The organism is Isoptericola halotolerans (assembly GCF_045689585.1).
Lineage (GTDB): Bacteria > Actinomycetota > Actinomycetes > Actinomycetales > Cellulomonadaceae > Isoptericola > Isoptericola halotolerans_B.
Genome location: NZ_CP140108.1, coordinates 3,148,304 through 3,166,042, shown reverse-complemented (window position 1 = coordinate 3,166,042; position 17,739 = coordinate 3,148,304). Strand labels below are relative to the sequence as shown.

Below are 17,739 nucleotides of genomic sequence, written 5' to 3'. Positions count from 1 at the left end.
TCGGTGCGGGCGGGATGCGTTCGATGACGTCGAGTCAGTGGTGCAGGGCGCGGGGTGCGGGTGGTCGGCGCGAGCGGATCTGGTCGGCGACATCCGGTCCGAGGAAGGTGGCGACGGCGGTGTGGTGGGCGCGGTCGGCGAGGTCGATGCCGTGGGGTGCGAGCCGGTCGGCGGCGAGCCGGGTGACCCGTCGGGTGTCGCGGGCGGAGACGTGGCCGTCGCGGGTGAGCGCTGCCCAGCCGAGGTCGGTGACGTCGCGGCGGGCGCCGTGGTGCTCGTCGGTCGGGGGTGGGGGCCAGGCGGACGGGGCGGGTTCGTCGAGGGACCGCCAGGCGTGCCAGGCGACGAGCGCGCTGGTGGGCAGCAGGAGGGCGTGGACGGGGTCGAGGGTGCCGGTGACGGCGAGCAGGAGCGCGGTCGGCACGCCCAGGGCCAAGGGCAGGTGTTGGCGGGTCATGGTGTGTCGGGGTGGGTGTCGAGGCTGCGGGCGATCTGGACGAGGGCGGTGCGCGCGGCGGTGACGTCGTGCTGGTCGGTGGGGCGGGTGGTGAAGCGGGCGCGGCGGGCGGTGCCGTGCTGCGCGGCGGCGTCCTCCAGGGCCACCCAGGCGGCGACGACGGCGTCGCGGGGGTGGCCTGCGTCGGCGAGGTGGGTCAGGGCGCGGGTGACGGCGTCGGCGAGGTCGGGCAGGGGGATGGCGGGGGCGGCGGAGGCGGTGAGCTCGGTGCCGGGGACGAGGGTGTCGGGGTCGGGTGGTCGGGGTGTGTCGGAGAGCGCGGCGAGGATCTTGCGGGCGGCTGTCCACAGCAGCGGCACGACCACGAGCCCGGCGAGGACGAGCAGGACGTGGGCGAGGGTGTCGTCGGGCTGGCGGGGGGCGGGGTCGGGGACGTCGGCGACGTCGGGTGACGGGGGTGCGACCGGTTCGGGCTGCCGTCCGAGCTCGCCCTCGAGCAGGAGGCGGGGGACGGTGAGTCGCCAGGGGGTCGCGACGTCGACCTCCCAGCACGACGAGGCCGGTGAGGACGAGCAGGGCGACGGGGTGGGTGCCGAGGTCGCGGGGTCTCATGCGATCTTCATGTGAGCAGCGTGCGGGCGTGCTGGCCGGCGACCGCGGCGGCGACGAAGGCCGCGGGGTCGGCGTCGAGCCCGCGGCCCATGGTGGACAGCCGTACGGGGCACCGGCGGAGCACGTCGAGGGTCTCGGCGGTGGCGGGGACGTCGACCAGCCGGTGTCGTGCGCCGAGGGTGGCGGCCTGCTCCCGGACGCGGCGGGTGAGGTCGGCGCCCCAGGCCGTGCGGTCCTGGAGCTGCTCGTCGGGGCGGGGCACGACGACGTCGGCGGGTGCCAGGGCGACGCGGCCGTAGGCGGTCAGGGAGTGGTGGGAGACGCCGAGGTGCCGCTCGCGCTGGTCGGCGCCGGAGACGCGCAGCGACGCGACGGCCCGCCCGCCGAGGGTCGCGGCGGCGTTGACGGCTTCACCGGCGGTCACGCCGGAGAACCCCCACCGTGTCCCGGTGCCGAGGTTGCCGGGGCCCTGGGCGACGACGACGAGGTCGGCGCGGACGACGTGGCGGGCGGCGAGCAGCCCGCTGTGCACGCTGACGGCCTCGTGGTCGCCGCCGAACGCCTGGCCGACGGTGATCGTGGAGGTCAGCCAGTCGTTCTCGCGCAGGGCGGCCACGGTGCGCGAGAACGCGGCGGGCAGGGCGCCGCCGTCGGTCATCAGGTAGGCGACGCGTGGCGGGGCCGTGCCGGCGACCTCGGCGGCCAGGCGGGCTCCGGCTACGATCGCGGGCACGGCCGAGTGCAGGTCGGCGACCACCACCGGGAGCCCGGCGAGGTCGTCGGCGTCCTGCAGCACCGCGTGGTGCTCGGACTCCTGCTCGTCGACGCCGAGGACGAGGGCCTGCAGCGGGGTGTACCGCGCCTTGACGAGGTGGCCGGGACCGGGCGGGGGGTCGGCGGGCACCGCGGCGGGGTCGGCCGGTGCGACCACCAGGGCGTAGCCGCCGGTGCCCAGGCCGCGCGCGAGGGCCGAGACGTTCAGCGCGAGCCGGTCGCCGACGTCGGGGTCACCCACCAGGGTGGTGTACGCGAGGGCACGGACCTCGTCGACCGCTGTCGCGCTGTCGGGTGCGGGCAGCGGTTCGCCCAGGCGCACCGTGAGCTCGCGGGCACCGGGCCAGGAGCGGTTCCGGGCGGTCACTGTGCCGGTGCGCCAGGTCACGTGGTCGGCGGCGGTTCGTCGGTGGGTCGGCCCTGTCGTCACCCGGCAGAGCGTACCTGGGGCTACCGTGGGGGCCGATGGCAGGTGACGATGCGGCGGGTGGCCCGCCGACCCGACCGGACGAGCGTCTGCTGAACCTCGTCATCGCCCTGGTGAACACCTCGGCGGCGATGACGAAGCAGCAGGTGCGCTCGAGCGTGCACGGGTACGACGGGGCACCGTCCACCGACGCGTTCGAGCGGATGTTCGAACGTGACAAGGACACGTTGCGCGCCCTGGGCGTGCCTATCGTGACCGTCGAGGGGTCGGGGCACAGCGACGACGTCGGCTACCGCATCGACAACGAGGCGTACGCGCTGCCACCGGTGGACCTCACGCCCGCCGAGCTGGGTGTCGTCGCCCTGGCCGCGCAGCTCTGGTCCGACAAGACGCTGCGCACCGACATGTCACGGGCGCTGACGAAGCTGGCGGCCGCCGGGGCCGCGGACGCGGTCGGGGACGCCGTCGCCGGGCTCACGCCGCGCCTGCGCGCCGCCGGGGACGCCTACGGTCCGCTGCTGGAGGCCGTCTCCGAACGACGCGTCGTGACGTTCCGCTACCGTGCGGCCAACACCGGAGAGGTGCGCACCCGCACCCTGGAGCCGTGGCGGATCGCCGCGCGCGGCGGCGGCTGGTACGTCGTGGGCCACGACCGCGACCGCGCCGCGACCCGCGTGTTCCGCCTGTCGAGGATCGACGGCCGGGTACGCGTGGGCTCTACCGCCGGGGCGTACACGATCCCCGAACGCGTGGACGTCGACGCCGCGCTCGGTGCCGGCGTCGGCGTCGAGCGCGCGGCCGACCTCGCCGTCGTGCCCGAACGGGCGCCCGCGCTGCGGGCGCGCGCCGTGGTGGAGCACGTCGACGGCACGGCGGAGGAGCCCGCCGACGCCCACCGTCACGACCGGCCGCGAGCGCCCCGGGGCCGCGACGTGGTCACGGTGCGGTTCCGTTCCCTGACGGCGCTGGCGGACGAGGTGGCCGGGTACGGCGCGGCGGTGCTGGTGCTGGGACCGGCGCAGCTGCGGGCGGAGGTGCGTCGTCGGTTGACGGCGGCGGCCCGCCTCGACGTCGGGACGCCCGCGGGCAGGACGGGGGAGGGTGATGGCTGAGCGGGCCGACGACCGGTTGGTACGGCTGCTGGGGATCGTGGCGTACCTGGACGGTGCGGGCCCGGTGAGCGTCGACGAGCTGGCGCGCCAGTTCAACGTGACCGCGGAGCGGATCCGTCAGGACATCGACGCGCTGTGGGTCTCGGGCACGCCCGGGTACATGCCGGACGACCTGATCGACTTCGACGCCTTCTCCCTGGAGGAGGGGCTCGTCTCGCTGACCCAGAGCCGTGGGCTGACGCGTCCGCTGCGGCTGGGTACCCGGGAGGCGGTGGCGCTGGTGGCGGCGCTGCGGGCGATGCACACCACCCCGGCGGTGCAGGCCGACGACGAGCGGGCGGCCGTGGTCGCCTCGGCGCTGGACAAGCTGACCGCGGCCACGGGGGAGGCGGCGCACGCGGTGGACGTCCGCCTCGGCGGCGAGGGGGACAGCAGGGTCCTCGGCGTGCTGACCCGGGCGGTGACGGCGGGGCGTCGTGTGCGGCTGCGCTACGTCGACGCGGCGGATTGCACCAGCGAGCGGGACGTGGACCCGGTGCGCCTGGTGACGCAGGACGACGCCACCTACCTGGTGGGCTGGTGCTACCGCGCCCAGGGCCGGCGGACCTTCCGCGTGGACCGGGTGCTGGCCGCGACGCCCACGGACGTGGCGGTGGCCGGTCACGACCTCGAGGGCGACGTGGACGTGTTCGCCCAGGTGGCCGCCGACGCCGGTCAGTCGGCCCGGGTGGCGACGCTGCGGCTCGCGTCGCCCGCTCGGTGGGTGGCCGAGGAGGTGCCCGTGGAGTCCGTCACGGACCTGCCCGACGGGTCCTTCGAGGTGCGCCTGCGGGTGACGAACCCGGCGTGGTTGCGTCGGCTGCTGCTGACGAACGCCCCGGACGTGCTCGCGGTGGAGCCCGCGGACGTGGCGGGCGAGGTGGCTGCGGCGGCCCGCGAGGCGTTGGCGGCCGACGACGCGGACGATGCGGCGCGGCTAGGCTGATCGGCATGTGGGGCTGGGTGTGGACGCTGCTGGTCGTCGGTGCGCTGGTGTTCCTGGGCTGGGTGGCCTGGGGCGTCGTGCGCGCCGGCCTGCGGCTGATTCGCGAGGCGGGGGCGGCCGGGCAGACGTTCGCGTCGGCCTCCGAGCGGGTCTCGCAGGCTCTCGTGCGGGCCGAGGCCGCTCGGGCGGACACCTCGCCGACGCTGTTCGACCCGCCCTACGAGCTGCACGCGCGGGTCGCCGCACGGCGTCGCGCGAGGGCGGGACGCCGTGCGCTGCGCCGTGCGCGGCACGCGACCACCTGGCGGGTGTGGACGACGAGCACCTGGCTGGAGCGCCGACGGGGTGTTTCACCACCTCCGGCGGTGGGCATAGACTGACAGCGCGTCGGCCGAGACGCGCACCGAACGCTTGGGAGTTGAAGTCCGTGGGTATCTTCCGCAACCCCGCCGTCATCATCACGCTCATCCTGCTGGTCGTGGTGCTCTTCGGCGCACGGCGTCTGCCGGACGTCGCCCGTAGCGTCGGCTCCTCGTTGAAGATCTTCAAGAAGGAGGTCCGCGAGCTGCGCGACGACGACGAGCCGCGTCCGGACACCACGGGACGCCCGGACGCTTCGTCGGGCACGTCGGGCACGACCGCGTCCAGCACCCCCGCATCGAGCACGGCGGCGCAGAGCACGCCGCCGTCGTCGACGAGCACGGGCGACGGCCCGGGCGAGCCTCGAAACCTCTGAGGGGCCCCGCATGCCCCGCACCCCCCGGGACCCCGAGGGGCGCATGCCGCTGCGCGAGCATCTCGTCGAGGTGCGCAAGCGTGTCGTGCGCATCGCGCTGGGCCTGCTCGTCGGCGCCGTCCTGGGCTGGGTCCTGTACGACCCGCTGCTGACCGCGCTCGTCGAGCCCCTGCAGGCGGCCGCCGAGCGGCGCGGCGCACTGATCGGCCTCAACTTCGACGGCGTGGCAACCGCCATCGACATGCAGGTCAAGGTCTCGCTGTTCCTCGGCGTGCTGGTCTCCAGCCCCTGGTGGCTCTACCAGCTCTTCGCGTTCGTCAACCCCGGCCTGACCGGGTCCGAGCGCCGGTACGTCTACGGCTTCCTGGCCGCCGCCGTCCCGATGTTCCTCGCCGGCGCCGGCCTGGCCTGGTACGTCCTGCCGATGATCGTCGAGGTCCTCAACGAGTTCGTCCCCGAGGGCAGCTCCAACCTCGTCGGCGCCCAGCTCTACCTCAGCTTCGTGATGCGGCTCATCCTGGCGTGCGGCATCGCGTTCCTCGTCCCGGTCTTCATGGTGGTCCTCAACCTCATGGGCACCGTGCGGGCCCGCACCTGGCTGGCGGGCTGGCGGTGGGCGATCCTCGTGTCCTTTTTGTTCTCGGCGATCGTCACCCCCACGATGGACGTGCTGAGCATGTTCGCGCTGGCCGCGCCGATCTGCCTGCTGTACTTCGTCGCCACCGGGATCTGCTTCCTGCACGACCGCCGGGCCAACCGGCGCCGCGTCGCCCCGACCGGGTGAACGCACCCCGCGCCGACGGCTCACGCCTGGGCGTCGTGGTCAACCCCACGGCCGGTGCCGGCCGCGCCGCCCGCGCCGGCCGCCGCCTGACCGCCCGCCTGCGCTCGGCGGGGCACCACGTGCACGACCTGTCCGCACCGACCGCCGCCGCCACCCTGGCCGGTGCCCGGCGGGCCGTGGACGGCGGCGCCCTGGACGCGCTCGTCGTGGTGGGCGGCGACGGCACCGTCCACCTCGGCGCCCAGGCCGTGGCCGGCACGGCGACGCCGCTGGGCATCGTCGCCGTGGGCAGCGGCGACGACTTCGCCGCCTGCCTGGGCCTGCCGTGCCACCGCGTCACGACAGCCGTCGACCACGTGTGCGCGGCTCTCGACGCCGGCCTGGTGCGCCGCGTCGACGCGATCGCCGTGACCTGCCCGGGCCGCCCCGACCGGTGGGTGACCGGCGCGGTGTCCGCCGGCCTGGACGCAGCGGTCAACGCCCGGGCCACGGCGATGCGCCACCGCGGGCGCGCCCGGTACACGCTGGCCGCGCTGGTCGAGATCGCCGCCTTCCGCGCCTGGTCCTACTCCCTGCTCCTGCGCGGGGTGACCGACGACGGCGGCCTGCCGCTCCGGACCACCGACGGCGGGCGGGCCGCCGTGTGGCAGGGCCGCGCCGCCATGGTCACGGCCGCCAACACCGACCGCATCGGTGGTGGGATCCGCGTCGCACCCGACGCCCGCGTCGACGACGGCCTGCTCGACGTGCTCGTGGCACCGGTGCTCACCCGCGCCGGCGCCGCCGGCATCTTCCCCCTGATGTTCACCGGACGCCACGTGCGACGCCCCGACGTGCACGTCCTGCGCGCCCGCGAGGTCACCATCGCAGCCACGCCCACGCCCGAGCCGCCGGGCCGGGCGGCACCGCTGCCCGACGCGCACGGCGACGGCGAGCGCCTCGGGCCCCTGCCGCTGACGGCCCGCGTCGTGCCCGGCGCGCTGCGGGTGCTGGTGGCACCCGACGACCAGGGCGGGGCCCGCCGTAGGCTGACGACATGACCGCCGACCTCAGTCCCGCCGAGCGGTACGCCGCCGCTCGTGCCCGCTCCGCCCGCGACAAGGCCGACGCGATCGGTGAGCTCGGGCGCTTCCGCTCGGTGGTCGACTTCGACCTCGACCCGTTCCAGGCCGACGCCTGCGCCGCGCTGGAGGCCGGGCGGGGCGTGCTGGTCGCGGCCCCCACCGGCGCCGGCAAGACCGTCGTCGGGGAGTTCGCCGTGCACCTGGCGCTCGCCTCGGGCACCAAGGCGTTCTACACCACACCGATCAAGGCGCTGAGCAACCAGAAGTTCAACGACCTGGCCCGGCGGCACGGTGCGCAGAACGTCGGCCTGCTCACCGGCGACACCTCGATCAACGCCGACGCACCCGTGGTCGTCATGACCACCGAGGTGCTGCGCAACATGCTCTACGCGGGCTCGACAGCGCTCGAGGGCCTGGCCTACGTGGTGATGGACGAGGTGCACTACCTGGCCGACCGGTTCCGGGGGCCGGTGTGGGAGGAGGTCATCATCCACCTGCCCGACCACGTCCAGCTCGTCTCGCTGTCCGCCACGGTGTCCAACGCCGAGGAGTTCGGCGACTGGCTCGCCACCGTCCGTGGCGACACCGCCGTCGTCGTCAGCGAGCGCCGGCCGGTGCCGCTGTGGCAGCACGTCATCACCGCGCCGACCGAGCCGCGCGGGGTGCCGCGACTGTTCGACCTGTACGCCGGGCACGTCGACCCGACCGCCCCTGGCACGAACCCGCCGATCAACCCGGACCTCGCACGACTGTTCCGCACCCACGGCCGCTCCGACGGCGACCCGCGCCGCGGACGACGTGGGCGGGGCGACCGCGGCTACCGGGGCCGGGGTGGCAGGACCGGTGGGCAGGGCGGCGTCGTGCCGCAGCGCCGCACGCCGCGCCGGTTCGGGGTCGTCGAGGCGCTCGACGCGGACGCGCTGCTCCCGGCGATCTACTTCATCTTCTCCCGCGCCGGTTGCGAGGGTGCGGTCGAGCAGTGCCTCGGGGCGGGGCTGCGGCTCACCGACGCCGAGGAGGAGGCGGAGATCCGGCGGGTCATCGACGAGCGCACCGTGACGATCCCGCCCGAGGATCTCGAGGTGCTCGGGTTCTGGTCGTGGCAGCACGCGTTGTGCCGGGGTATCGCCGCCCACCACGCGGGGCTGCTGCCGGTGTTCAAGGAGACCGTCGAGGAGCTGTTCGCGCGGGGCCTGGTCAAGGTGGTCTTCGCGACCGAGACGCTGGCGCTGGGAATCAACATGCCGGCGCGCTCGGTGGTGCTGGAGAAGCTCGTCAAGTGGGACGGCACCGCGCACCAGCCGGTCACGCCGGGGGAGTACACCCAGCTGACCGGGCGGGCGGGCCGGCGCGGCATCGACGTCGAGGGCCACGCGGTGGTCGTGGACCACCAGGGCCTGGACCCCGTGGCGCTGGCAGGTCTGGCCTCGCGCCGGTTGTACCCGTTGCGCTCGAGCTTCCGCCCGACCTACAACATGGCGGTCAACCTCGTCGGTCAGGTCGGCGTGGACCGGGCGCGCGACGTGCTCGAGACGAGCTTCGCGCAGTTCCAGGCCGACCGCGGCGTGGTCGGCCTGGCCAAGCAGGCGCAGGCGCACGCGGACGCGCTCGTCGGCTACGAGCAGGCGATGTCCTGCGAGCGCGGCGACTTCGGCGCGTACATGGACCTGCGCCGGGCGCTGAGCGACCGGGAGAAGGAGCTGTCGCGCGCCGAGCGCGGGGCGCGGCGCGCCGACGCGGTCGCGTCCTTGGAGGGGCTGCGCCGCGGGGACGTCGTCGAGGTCCCCTCGGGGCGGCGGCGCGGGTACGTCGTCGTGCTGGACCCGGGCCGCGGAGAGGGTGGGTTCGACGGGCCCCGACCCACCGTCCTGACCCAGGAGAAGCAGGTCAAGAAGCTCACGCTGGCGGACGTGCCGGGCGGGGTTCGCTCCGTGGCCCGCGTCAAGATCCCGTCCGGGTTCAACCCGCGTCGTCCCGAGTCGCGTCGCGACCTGGCCTCGTCGCTGCGCAACGCTCTGGGGGCGTTCTCCGAGGACGGCGGCAGCGGGCGGGCTCCCGGCGGTGCCCGTCCCGGGCGGCGCTCCGACGCCGCGTCGGACGCGCGGGTGCAGCGTCTGCGCGCCGAGCTGCAGGCCCACCCGTGCCACTCCTGCCCCGAACGCGACGACCACGCCCGGTGGGCCGAGCGGGCGTCCACGCTGCGCCGCGAGCACGCCACGCTCGTGCGCCGCATCGAGGGGCGCACGGGTTCGGTGGCGCGCACGTTCGACCGCACGTGCGCGGTGCTGCGCGAGCTCGACTACCTCGGCACGGACGACGACGGCGCCGTGGTCGTCACGGACTCCGGGCTCTGGCTGCGCCGGCTGTACGCCGAGGACGACCTGCTGCTGGCCGAGTGCCTGCGCCAGGGCACGTGGGACTCCCTGCACCCGGCCGAGCTCGCCGCGGCGGTCTCCACCGTCGTGTACCACGGTCGGCGCGAGGAGCCCGGCGACCCGTACCTGCCGGGCGGGCCGCAGGGGCGCCTGGCCAGGGCGCTGGAGGCCACCGCCGACGTCTGGTCGCAGATCGTCACCCTCGAGTCCGCCCACCACCTCGAGGCGACCGGGCCGCTGGACGCCGGGCTGGCGGGGGCCGTGCACCGCTGGGCGTCCGGCAAGAGCCTGGACGCGGTGCTGCGCGGCACCGACGTCGCGGCCGGCGACTTCGTGCGCTGGTGCAAGCAGGTCGTCGACGTCCTCGACCAGCTCGCCGCCGCCGCGCCGCGGCCTGCCTTGCGCGCCGCGGCACGCAAGGCGCAGGACGCGGTGCTGCGGGGCGTGGTGGCCTACTCGAGCCTGTGACCGAGAAGGCGTCCGCCGGTCGCGGGTGCCGGGCGGCGGGCGCGGTGCTCTAGGCTTTCGGCCGTGACCTCCACCCTGTACCGCAACGGTGTCGTCCACTCGTCCGCGGACCCGTTCGCCGAGGCGATCCTCGTCGACGACGGGGTCGTGGCCTGGCTCGGGGCCGAGGACACCGCGGCCGGGCTGGCCGCCCGGGCCGACGAGGTGGTCGACCTCGACGGGGCGCTGGTCACCCCCGGGTTCGTCGACGCCCACGTCCACACGCTCGAGACCGGGCTGGCCCTGGAAGCCGTCGACCTCACGCCCGGGGCCGCCCCCGACCTGCCGTCCGCGCTGGACGCGCTCGCCGCGGGGGCGCGCGCTCTCGAGGCGGCCGACCCCGGCGGCGAGCAGGTCCTGCTCGCCTTCGGCTGGGACGAGCACGCCTGGCCCGCAGGCCGTGCCCCGCACCTGAGCGAGCTCGACGCCGCCACGGCGGGCAGGCCCACCCTGGCGGTGCGGGTCGACGGGCACACCGCACTGGTGTCGTCGTCGTTCGCGGCCCGCACCGGCCTCGACCGGGACCGCGCCTGGGACGGCACCGGCGTGCTCACCGGGGAGGCCTACCTGCGCGCGCGCACCGCCGCGCACGACGTCGACCCCGCACGTCGCGCCCGCGCCTACCGCCAGGCGTTGCGCCTGGCGGCGGCGCGCGGCGTGGTGGGCGTGCACGAGATGAGTGCCCCGCACGTGGACACCCGCGCCGGTCTGAGCGAGCTGATGACGCTGGCGGCCGACCCCTCCGAGCCGCTGCCGCACGTGGTCGCCTACCGTGGCGAGCTGTGCGAGTCGGTCGACGACGCCCGCGCGCTGCACGCCGAGCTGCCGTTCCTGACGGGGATCGGTGGCGACCTGGCCGTCGACGGCACCATCGGGTCGCGCACGGCCGCCATGCGCTCGGCCTACGCGGACCTGCCGTACCCCAGCGCGTCCGGCACGTCGCCGAACGGGGTGCTGCACCTCTCGGCCGACCAGATCGCCACCCACCTGGTCGCCTGCTCCCAGGCCGGCCTGCAGGGCGGCTTCCACGTCATCGGCGACCGGGCGATGGACGAGCTGGTGCACGGACTGGAGACGGCGTCCGGGCTGGCCGACGCCGGCCTCGTGCGCAGCGGGCACCACCGGGTCGAGCACGCCATGCTCGTCGACGCCGCGGCGCTGGCCGCGCTGCTGCTGTACGGGGTGGCGCTGTCGATCCAGCCCGGGTTCGACACCGCCTGGGGCGGACCGGACGGGATGTACGCCGCCCGACTGGGGGGTCCTCGCGCGTCGAGCCTGTCGCCGTTCGCGGACCTCGCCGGCGCCGGGGTACCGCTGGCGTTCGGCTCGGACTCCCCGGCGCGGCCGCTGGACCCCTGGCAGGCGGTCCGTGGGGCGATCAGCCACGCCGACCCCTCCCAGCGGGTCAGCGCACGCGCCGCGTTCCGCGCCCACTCGCGCGGCGGCTGGCGGCTGGCCGGACTGGACCACACGGGTGCGGGCGAGCTGCGGGTCGGTGCCCCCGCCCACCTGGCCGTGTGGCGGGCCGAGCAGCTCGCCGTGCAGTCCGCGCCCGGCCGGCTCTCGCAGTGGAACCCGGAGGCCCGGTCCGGTCAGCCGCTCCTGCCCGACCTGTCGCCCGAGACGCCCGCACCGCAGTGCCTGCGCACCGTCCGCGACGGCGTCGTCCTCTTCGACGCGCTCGACGCCTGATCCGGTGACCGGCACCGTGACGCCCACCGCCGACCCGGCCACCGGCGCGACCACCCCGGCACCGTCGCGCCCGGCCCGGTCGGTGTGGACGAGCCGTCCGGCCACCCTGCTCCTGGCCGCCGCCGCCGGGGCCGCCCTGTGGGCCGCGTTCCCGGACGTCGGCGCGTGGCCCCTCGCGTTCGTCGGGGTCGGGCTGCTCTACGTGGCGCTGCGCCGGGACAGCGGGCGCGCAGCGGGCTGGAACGCGTTCGTCGGGCTCGTCGCGATGCTGACGTTCTGGCTGCCGCACATCTGGTGGGCGAACTTCGCCACCGACACCGTGCCGTGGCTGGCCCTCGCCCTGCTGCAGGCCTGCTTCGGGGCGCTGCTGGGCGCCGCCTGGACCTGGGCGCGTCGGCTGCCCGGGCTACGGGCGACGGGCGGCGCGGCCCACGGGCCCCGACGCGCCCTCGCCCAGGCGGCCTGCTTCGCCGTCGTGGTGGTCGCCGTCGAGCAGCTGCGGTCCGAGGCGCCCTTCGGGGGATTCCCGTGGGGCCGCCTCGCGTGGACCATGGTCGACGCCCCGACGGGGCACGCGGCCTGGCTGGGCGGGACCCCGCTGGTCTCGCTGCTCGTCGCGTTCGTCGGGGCGCTGGGGGCCTTGGTCGTCGGCCGGCTCGTGGTCGCCTGGCGGTCTCGGCGTGCCCCGGGTCTCGCCCGCCACGCGCTGAGCACCGCCGGTGCCCTCGCCGCCGGGGCCGCCGCGGTGGCGCTGGCACCGGCGCTGCTACCGTTGCCGTCCGGGTCACCACCGTCCGAGCCGGTCGCCACCGCGGACCTCGACACCGCCGTCGTCGACGCCGGGACCACCACGCACGAGGTCGACGGTCCCGTCCTGCTCGCCGGTGCCGTCCAGGGCAACGTCACCGAGCCCGGTCTCGGGTCGTTCGCGAACCGCGCCGAGGTGCTGAACAACCACCTGTCGGGCACCGCCGCGCTGGCCGAGCGCGCCCAGGAGCTCGACGTCGTGCTCTGGCCCGAGAACGGCTCCGACCTCGACCCGCAGGAGGTGCCCGAGGTCGCCGCGGCCCTCGACGACGCGGCCACGGCCGTCGGCGCGCCGATCCTCGTGGGCGCCCAGGAGTTCCCCGAGTCCGGCGGCCGGTACAACGTCTCGCTGCTGTGGCAGGCGGGCCAGGGCGTCACCGACCGGTACGCCAAGCAGCACCCGGCCCCGTTCGGCGAGTACATCCCGCTGCGCAGCTTCGTGCGGATCTTCTCCGACCAGGTCGACCGGGTCTCCACCGACATGCTGCCGGGCGCCGAGCCGGCCGTGGTCGACCTGCCGCGCGAGGACGCCCCGACGGTGCCGCTGGCCACGGCGATCTGCTTCGAGGTCGCCTACGACGAGATCGTCCGTGACGCCGTCGTCCGTGGCGCCCAGGTGCTGGTCGTGCCGACGAACAACGCCTCCTTCGGGTACACCGCCGAGTCGACCCAGCAGCTGGCGATGACGCGCATGCAGGCCATGACGACGGGCCGCGCCGCCGTCCAGGTCTCCACGGTCGGCGTCTCCGGCGTCGTCGCGCCCGACGGCACCCTCGTCGCCGAGACCGAGCTGTTCACCGCCGACGAGCTCGTCGCGGCACTGCCGTTGCGCACCACCCTCACCCCGGCGGTGCAGGCCGGGTACTGGCCCGCCGGGATCGTCGGGACGCTGGGCATCCTGCTGACCGGCGCAGGCCTCGTGGCGGGGATCCGCGAGCGCCGCACCGCCCACGGTCGCGCCGCCCAGGTCTCCCGGGGCGGCCGATGAGGACGCTGGTGATCGTGCCCACCTACGACGAGCGCGGGTCGTTGCCCGGGCTGCTGGACCAGGTGCGCAGCGCGGCGCCCGAGGTCGACGTCCTCGTGGTCGACGACGCCTCACCGGACGGGACGGGCGAGCTGGCCGCGGCGCGGGCGGCGCGCGACGAGCAGGTGCACGTGCTGCACCGGGAGGGCAAGGGCGGTCTCGGCGCCGCGTACGTCGCGGGGTTCGGCTGGGGCCTGGAACGCGGCTACGACGTGCTCTGCGAGATGGACGCCGACGGCTCGCACCGGCCCGAGGAGCTCCCGCGGCTGCTGGACCGGCTCGCGGCGGCGGACGAGCCCGCGCTGGTGATCGGCTCGCGGTGGGTCCCCGGTGGCCGGGTGGTGAACTGGCCGTGGCACCGGCTGGCGCTCTCGCGCGCGGGGAACACCTACGTGCGGGTGGCGCTCGGCGTGGGGGTGCGGGACGCGACCGGTGGGTTCCGCGCCTTCCGTGCGGGCACCCTGCGTGCGGTCGACCTGTCGGCCGTGGAGTCGCACGGGTACTGCTTCCAGGTGGACATGACGTGGCGCGTGCTGCGGGCCGGTGGATCGGTGGCGGAGGTGCCGATCACCTTCGTCGAGCGGGTCGCCGGGGAGTCGAAGATGTCGCGAGCGATCGTCGTCGAGGCCCTCACCAAGGTCACACGGTGGGGGCTGCGCCACCGGTGGTCCCAGCTGCGTGCGCTGTTCGCGCCTGCCTGACCTCGGTCGCTGTGGGTATGAAAAGTGCGGTCCTCCATCGATGGAGGACCGCACTTTTCATACCCACAGCAGCGGACACCCGCGAGGGTGCCCCGGGGGCGTCAGGCGGAGCGGCGCAGCTTGCCGGCGCGCAGCAGCTCGAGCCGCTCGTCGAGCAGCTCCTCGAGCTCGGAGACCGAGCGGCGCTCGAGCAGCATGTCCCAGTGGGTGCGCTGCGGCTTGGTCGGCTTGGCCTCGGGGCGCTCGGCGTCCCGCAGGAGCGCCTCGCCGCCGCACTGGCACTCCCACAGCGGGGGGACCTCGGCCTCGGTGGAGAACGGCAGGATGATCGTGTGGCCGTTGGGGCAGTCGTAGTGGGCCTGGAACCGCGGGGCGAAGTCCACGCCCTCGTCGGACTCCATGCTCTTGCTGCCGATGCTCATGCCGCGCAGGGAGCGGTCGGGCATGTCGTCCTCCACAGGTCGATGGGTTAGGGGCCTTGTTCTCCAACGCGCGCCTGTCGGCGGTTGTTCCGCCCGGGCGTGAAGAACCGGTGAAGCGTACCGGGTCGTCCCGGTCGGGGCCCGGTGCAGGTCAAGGCTGGCCAGCCGGCGCCCTGCACGCAAGTCGAGACCCCGTCAGGAGGCCTGGTGTGGGTGACGTCACGCCGCCGCGGCCGGGGGAGTGCGGACGGGTCGGGAACAATCGGGCAGGAGGCCCGGTTGAGGCCATCAGTACATGCAAACGCATGAACCTCGACGATCCTGGGAGCCACCGTGCAGTTCGGCATCTTCTCCGTCTCCGACGTCACCCGCGACCCGGTGAACGGGCGCACGCCCGACGACACCGAGCGGGTGCGGTCGATGCTGACCATTGCCCAGCACGCCGACGCCGCCGGCCTGGACGTCTTCGCCACCGGCGAGCACCACAACCCGCCGTTCGTCGCCTCCAGCCCCACCACGATGCTCGGCTACCTGGCGGGCGTGACGAAGAACATCACGCTGTCCACCGCCACGACGCTGATCACCACCAACGACCCGGTGCGGCTGGCCGAGGAGTACGCGATGCTCCAGGTGATCGCCGACGGGCGCATGGACCTGATGATGGGGCGCGGCAACACCGGGCCCGTCTACCCGTGGTTCGGCCAGGACATCCGCGACGGCATCCCGCTGGCCGTGGAGAACTACGCGCTGCTGCGCCGGCTGTGGACCGAGGACGTCGTCGACTGGGAGGGCAAGTTCCGCACCCCGCTGCAGGGCTTCACCGCCACCCCCCGACCGCTCGACGGCGTGCCGCCCTTCGTGTGGCACGGCTCGATCCGCTCGCCGGAGATCGCCGAGCAGGCCGCCTACTACGGTGACGGGTTCCTGCACAACAACATCTTCTGGCCCATGCACCACACCAAGCAGATGGTGCGCTTCTACCGCCAGCGCTACGAGCACCACGGCCACGGGCGTGCGGACCAGGCGATCGTCGGACTGGGCGGGCAGGTCTTCCTGCACCGTGACAGTCAGCAGGCCGTCCGGCAGTTCCGGCCCTACTTCGACGTCGCCCCCGTCTACGGGCACGGTCCCTCGCTGGAGGACTTCTCCGCCCAGACCCCGCTGACCGTCGGCTCGCCGCAGCAGGTCATCGACCGGTACGGCTCGTTCGTCGAGGAGGTCGGCTACTACCAGCGACAGATGTTCCTCGTCGACCACGCCGGGCTGCCGCTGAAGACGGTGCTCGAGCAGATCGACCTGCTCGCCGGGGAGGTCGTGCCCGAGCTGCGCAAGATCGTCGAGGCCAAGCGCCCCGCCGACGACGTGCCGCTGAACCCCCCGACCCACGCCGAGCGCGTCGCCGCCGCGCAGGCCGCCGGGCGGACCGCGGCCACCCACGTCGGCGACGGCAGCGACGACGTGACCGGATCTCTCGCCGAAGGAGCACGCTCATGAGCACCGAACGCCTGCTGACCGTGGTGACGGCCGGGCTGTCCCAGCCGTCGTCGACCCGGCTGCTGGCCGACCGGCTCACCACCGCGGCCACCGACGAGCTCGCCCTGTCCGGGGTGCCCGCGCGCGTGGAGGTCGTCGAGCTGCGCGACCACGCGCACGCGATCGTCGACGCGATGCTCACGGGCTTCGCGTCCGGCGACCTGGCCGAGGCGGTGCGGCACGTCGAGCGGGCCGACGGGCTCGTCATGGTGACCCCGGTGTTCACGGCCAGCTATTCCGGGCTCTTCAAGTCGTTCGCCGACATCCTCGACCCGGAAGCCCTGACGGGCACACCCGTGCTGCTCGGCGCGACGGGCGGCACCGAACGCCACACCCTGGCGCTCGACTACGCCCTGCGTCCGCTGCTGTCCTACCTGCACGCCGACGTCGTGCCCACCGCGGTCTACGCCGCCACGTCCGACTGGGCGGCCGCCGGGACCGATGCGTCCCGCGACGGCGGCACCGCGGGCCTGCCGCGCCGCATCGCCCGCGCCGGGCGCGAGCTGGCCACCGCGGTGGCGGCCCGCGAGGCGCGCAGGGAGCAGGCCGACCCCTTCGCGGACACGCCGAGCTTCTCCGACCTGCTCGGCGGCTGACGCGACGACCCGCGTCCGGGTCGCGACCGCTGCCCGGGCCGCCGTCGCGGCCCGGGTAGGCTCGGCGCCATGCGCGTTCTCGTCTCCGGCGGCGCCGGGTACATCGGCTCCCACACCGTCCTCTCCCTGATCGCCTCCGGGCACGACGTCGTCGTCGTCGACGACTTCTCCAACGCCAAGCCGGCCGTGATCGGCCGGCTCGAGTCGCTGTCCGGCACCCACGTGCCGGTCCACGCGATCGACCTCACCGACGCCGAGAAGACCGACCTGCTGTTCGAGCACGAGCGCTTCGACGCGGTGATCCACTTCGCGGGCTTCAAGGCCGTCGGGGAGTCCGTGGCCAAGCCGCTGGAGTACTACCGCAACAACCTCGACTCCACGCTGTCGCTGCTCGAGGCGATGCGCCGCCACGGCGTGCACCGCCTGGTGTTCTCGTCCTCGGCCACCGTCTACGGCGAGCACGCACCGGTGCCCTACCAGGAGGACTACGAGCATCTGTCGTCCTCGTCGCCGTACGGCCAGACGAAGGTCATGGTCGAGCGCATCATGTCCGACGTCGCCGCGGCGACCGACGGGCTGCGCGTCGCACTGCTGCGCTACTTCAACCCGGTCGGCGCGCACCCGTCGGGCGAGATCGGCGAGGACCCCCAGGGCATCCCGAACAACCTGATGCCCTTCATCGCCCAGGTCGCCGTCGGGCGCCGCGAGCGGCTCACGGTGTTCGGTGACGACTACCCGACCACCGACGGCACCTGCGAGCGCGACTACCTGCACGTCGAGGACCTGGCAGCGGGCCACGTCGCCGCCCTGGAGCACCTGGACTCGATGGCCACCCCGGTGCGCGCCTTCAATCTCGGCACCGGCACCGGCACCTCGGTGCTGGAGATGCTCCAGGCGTTCGAGCGGGCCGTGGGCCGCGAGCTGCCCTACGAGGTCGGTCCGCGCCGCGCCGGTGACCTGCCGGCCTTCTGGGCCGACCCGACGCGCGCGAACACCGAGCTGGGCTGGCACGCGCGCAGGACCATCGACGACATGTGCGCCGACACGTGGCGCTGGCAGTCCGCCAACCCCCAGGGCTTTCCCGACTCCTGAGGTCGTCGCGCCGTCGCCGAGCGCTTGCGCCAGGTC

17 protein-coding genes are annotated in these 17,739 nt (G+C 74.8%); 13 read left to right on the top strand and 4 right to left on the bottom strand.

Annotated elements, in window-relative coordinates; genetic code table 11:
• Window positions 1–34: 34 nt before the first annotated feature.
• From UQW22_RS14860 to UQW22_RS14850, 3 genes are all read right to left on the bottom strand, one after another.
• The gene (locus UQW22_RS14860; RefSeq protein WP_407317855.1) at window positions 35–457 is read right to left on the bottom strand and encodes a hypothetical protein; all 423 of its coding nucleotides are present in this window, start codon (window positions 455–457) and stop codon (window positions 35–37) included.
• Window positions 454–816, bottom strand: coding sequence for a hypothetical protein (locus UQW22_RS14855; RefSeq protein WP_407317854.1), 363 nt, complete (start codon window positions 814–816; stop codon window positions 454–456). Before UQW22_RS14855 ends, UQW22_RS14860 begins: the two co-directional genes overlap by 4 nt.
• 260 nt (window positions 817–1,076) lie before the next feature.
• On the bottom strand, window positions 1,077–2,273 hold the full coding sequence (locus tag UQW22_RS14850) for a DUF3866 family protein (RefSeq protein WP_407317853.1): 1,197 nt from the start codon (window positions 2,271–2,273) through the stop codon (window positions 1,077–1,079).
• Window positions 2,274–2,308: 35 nt separating this feature from the next.
• Here UQW22_RS14850 and UQW22_RS14845 point away from each other — a divergent pair, with 35 nt between their 5' ends.
• The 10 genes from UQW22_RS14845 (at window position 2,309) to UQW22_RS14800 (ending at window position 14,060) form a co-directional block, all read left to right on the top strand.
• Entirely contained in the window at window positions 2,309–3,382 is a 1,074-nt protein-coding gene (locus UQW22_RS14845; protein ID WP_407317852.1) for a helix-turn-helix transcriptional regulator, read from the top strand.
• Window positions 3,375–4,367 (top strand): helix-turn-helix transcriptional regulator, encoded by a 993-nt coding sequence (locus UQW22_RS14840; protein WP_407317851.1) that lies wholly within the window; start codon window positions 3,375–3,377, stop codon window positions 4,365–4,367. The genes UQW22_RS14845 and UQW22_RS14840 overlap by 8 nt, the downstream gene beginning before the upstream one ends.
• 5 nt (window positions 4,368–4,372) lie before the next feature.
• Window positions 4,373–4,747, top strand: coding sequence for a hypothetical protein (locus UQW22_RS14835; RefSeq protein WP_407317850.1), 375 nt, complete (start codon window positions 4,373–4,375; stop codon window positions 4,745–4,747).
• 47 nt (window positions 4,748–4,794) lie between these two features.
• Entirely contained in the window at window positions 4,795–5,103 is a 309-nt protein-coding gene (locus UQW22_RS14830; protein WP_407320826.1) for a twin-arginine translocase TatA/TatE family subunit, read from the top strand.
• A gap of 10 nt (window positions 5,104–5,113) precedes the next feature.
• Window positions 5,114–5,887 carry a twin-arginine translocase subunit TatC gene (tatC, locus tag UQW22_RS14825; RefSeq protein ID WP_407317849.1) on the top strand — a complete coding sequence of 258 codons (774 nt, stop codon included), beginning with the start codon at window positions 5,114–5,116 and terminating at the stop codon, window positions 5,885–5,887.
• Entirely contained in the window at window positions 5,884–6,927 is a 1,044-nt protein-coding gene (locus UQW22_RS14820) for a diacylglycerol/lipid kinase family protein (protein ID WP_407317848.1), read from the top strand. Before tatC ends, UQW22_RS14820 begins: the two co-directional genes overlap by 4 nt.
• Entirely contained in the window at window positions 6,924–9,794 is a 2,871-nt protein-coding gene (locus UQW22_RS14815) for a DEAD/DEAH box helicase (protein WP_407317847.1), read from the top strand. Before UQW22_RS14820 ends, UQW22_RS14815 begins: the two co-directional genes overlap by 4 nt.
• Window positions 9,795–9,857: 63 nt before the next feature.
• Window positions 9,858–11,525, top strand: coding sequence for an amidohydrolase (locus UQW22_RS14810; RefSeq protein ID WP_407317846.1), 1,668 nt, complete (start codon window positions 9,858–9,860; stop codon window positions 11,523–11,525).
• A gap of 4 nt (window positions 11,526–11,529) precedes the next feature.
• Window positions 11,530–13,320 carry an apolipoprotein N-acyltransferase gene (gene lnt, locus UQW22_RS14805; protein ID WP_407317845.1) on the top strand — a complete coding sequence of 597 codons (1,791 nt, stop codon included), beginning with the start codon at window positions 11,530–11,532 and terminating at the stop codon, window positions 13,318–13,320.
• Window positions 13,317–14,060, top strand: a complete 744-nt coding sequence (locus UQW22_RS14800; RefSeq protein ID WP_407317844.1) for a polyprenol monophosphomannose synthase — start codon at window positions 13,317–13,319, stop codon at window positions 14,058–14,060. The genes lnt and UQW22_RS14800 overlap by 4 nt, the downstream gene beginning before the upstream one ends.
• A gap of 101 nt (window positions 14,061–14,161) precedes the next feature.
• Here the strand turns inward: UQW22_RS14800 and UQW22_RS14795 are convergent, their stop codons facing one another.
• Window positions 14,162–14,506, bottom strand: coding sequence for an RNA polymerase-binding protein RbpA (locus tag UQW22_RS14795; protein ID WP_106269305.1), 345 nt, complete (start codon window positions 14,504–14,506; stop codon window positions 14,162–14,164).
• A gap of 309 nt (window positions 14,507–14,815) precedes the next feature.
• On the opposite strand from UQW22_RS14795, the gene UQW22_RS14790 reads away from it, so the two are divergent.
• The 3 genes from UQW22_RS14790 to galE all read left to right on the top strand — a co-directional run bounded on the left by UQW22_RS14790 (window position 14,816) and on the right by galE (window position 17,703).
• Complete coding sequence (locus tag UQW22_RS14790) at window positions 14,816–15,976, top strand: LLM class flavin-dependent oxidoreductase (RefSeq protein WP_407317843.1); 1,161 nt, start codon at window positions 14,816–14,818, stop codon at window positions 15,974–15,976.
• On the top strand, window positions 15,973–16,611 hold the full coding sequence (locus tag UQW22_RS14785; protein WP_407317842.1) for an FMN reductase: 639 nt from the start codon (window positions 15,973–15,975) through the stop codon (window positions 16,609–16,611). Before UQW22_RS14790 ends, UQW22_RS14785 begins: the two co-directional genes overlap by 4 nt.
• Before the next feature lie 69 nt (window positions 16,612–16,680).
• Entirely contained in the window at window positions 16,681–17,703 is a 1,023-nt protein-coding gene (gene galE / locus UQW22_RS14780; RefSeq protein WP_407317841.1) for a UDP-glucose 4-epimerase GalE, read from the top strand.
• The last annotated feature ends 36 nt before the right edge of the window (window positions 17,704–17,739 follow it).

What these genes read in the sequence shown, in the direction of transcription:
- UQW22_RS14860 (WP_407317855.1), bottom strand. Translation starts at nt 457, where the DNA reads ATGACCCGCCAACACCTGCCCTTGGCCCTGGGCGTGCCGACCGCGCTC.
- UQW22_RS14845 (WP_407317852.1), top strand. Translation starts at nt 2,309, where the DNA reads ATGGCAGGTGACGATGCGGCGGGTGGCCCGCCGACCCGACCGGACGAG.
- UQW22_RS14840 (WP_407317851.1), top strand. Translation starts at nt 3,375, where the DNA reads ATGGCTGAGCGGGCCGACGACCGGTTGGTACGGCTGCTGGGGATCGTG.
- UQW22_RS14835 (WP_407317850.1), top strand. Translation starts at nt 4,373, where the DNA reads ATGTGGGGCTGGGTGTGGACGCTGCTGGTCGTCGGTGCGCTGGTGTTC.
- tatC (WP_407317849.1), top strand. Translation starts at nt 5,114, where the DNA reads ATGCCCCGCACCCCCCGGGACCCCGAGGGGCGCATGCCGCTGCGCGAG.
- UQW22_RS14815 (WP_407317847.1), top strand. Translation starts at nt 6,924, where the DNA reads ATGACCGCCGACCTCAGTCCCGCCGAGCGGTACGCCGCCGCTCGTGCC.
- UQW22_RS14800 (WP_407317844.1), top strand. Translation starts at nt 13,317, where the DNA reads ATGAGGACGCTGGTGATCGTGCCCACCTACGACGAGCGCGGGTCGTTG.
- UQW22_RS14795 (WP_106269305.1), bottom strand. Translation starts at nt 14,506, where the DNA reads ATGCCCGACCGCTCCCTGCGCGGCATGAGCATCGGCAGCAAGAGCATG.
- UQW22_RS14785 (WP_407317842.1), top strand. Translation starts at nt 15,973, where the DNA reads ATGAGCACCGAACGCCTGCTGACCGTGGTGACGGCCGGGCTGTCCCAG.
- galE (WP_407317841.1), top strand. Translation starts at nt 16,681, where the DNA reads ATGCGCGTTCTCGTCTCCGGCGGCGCCGGGTACATCGGCTCCCACACC.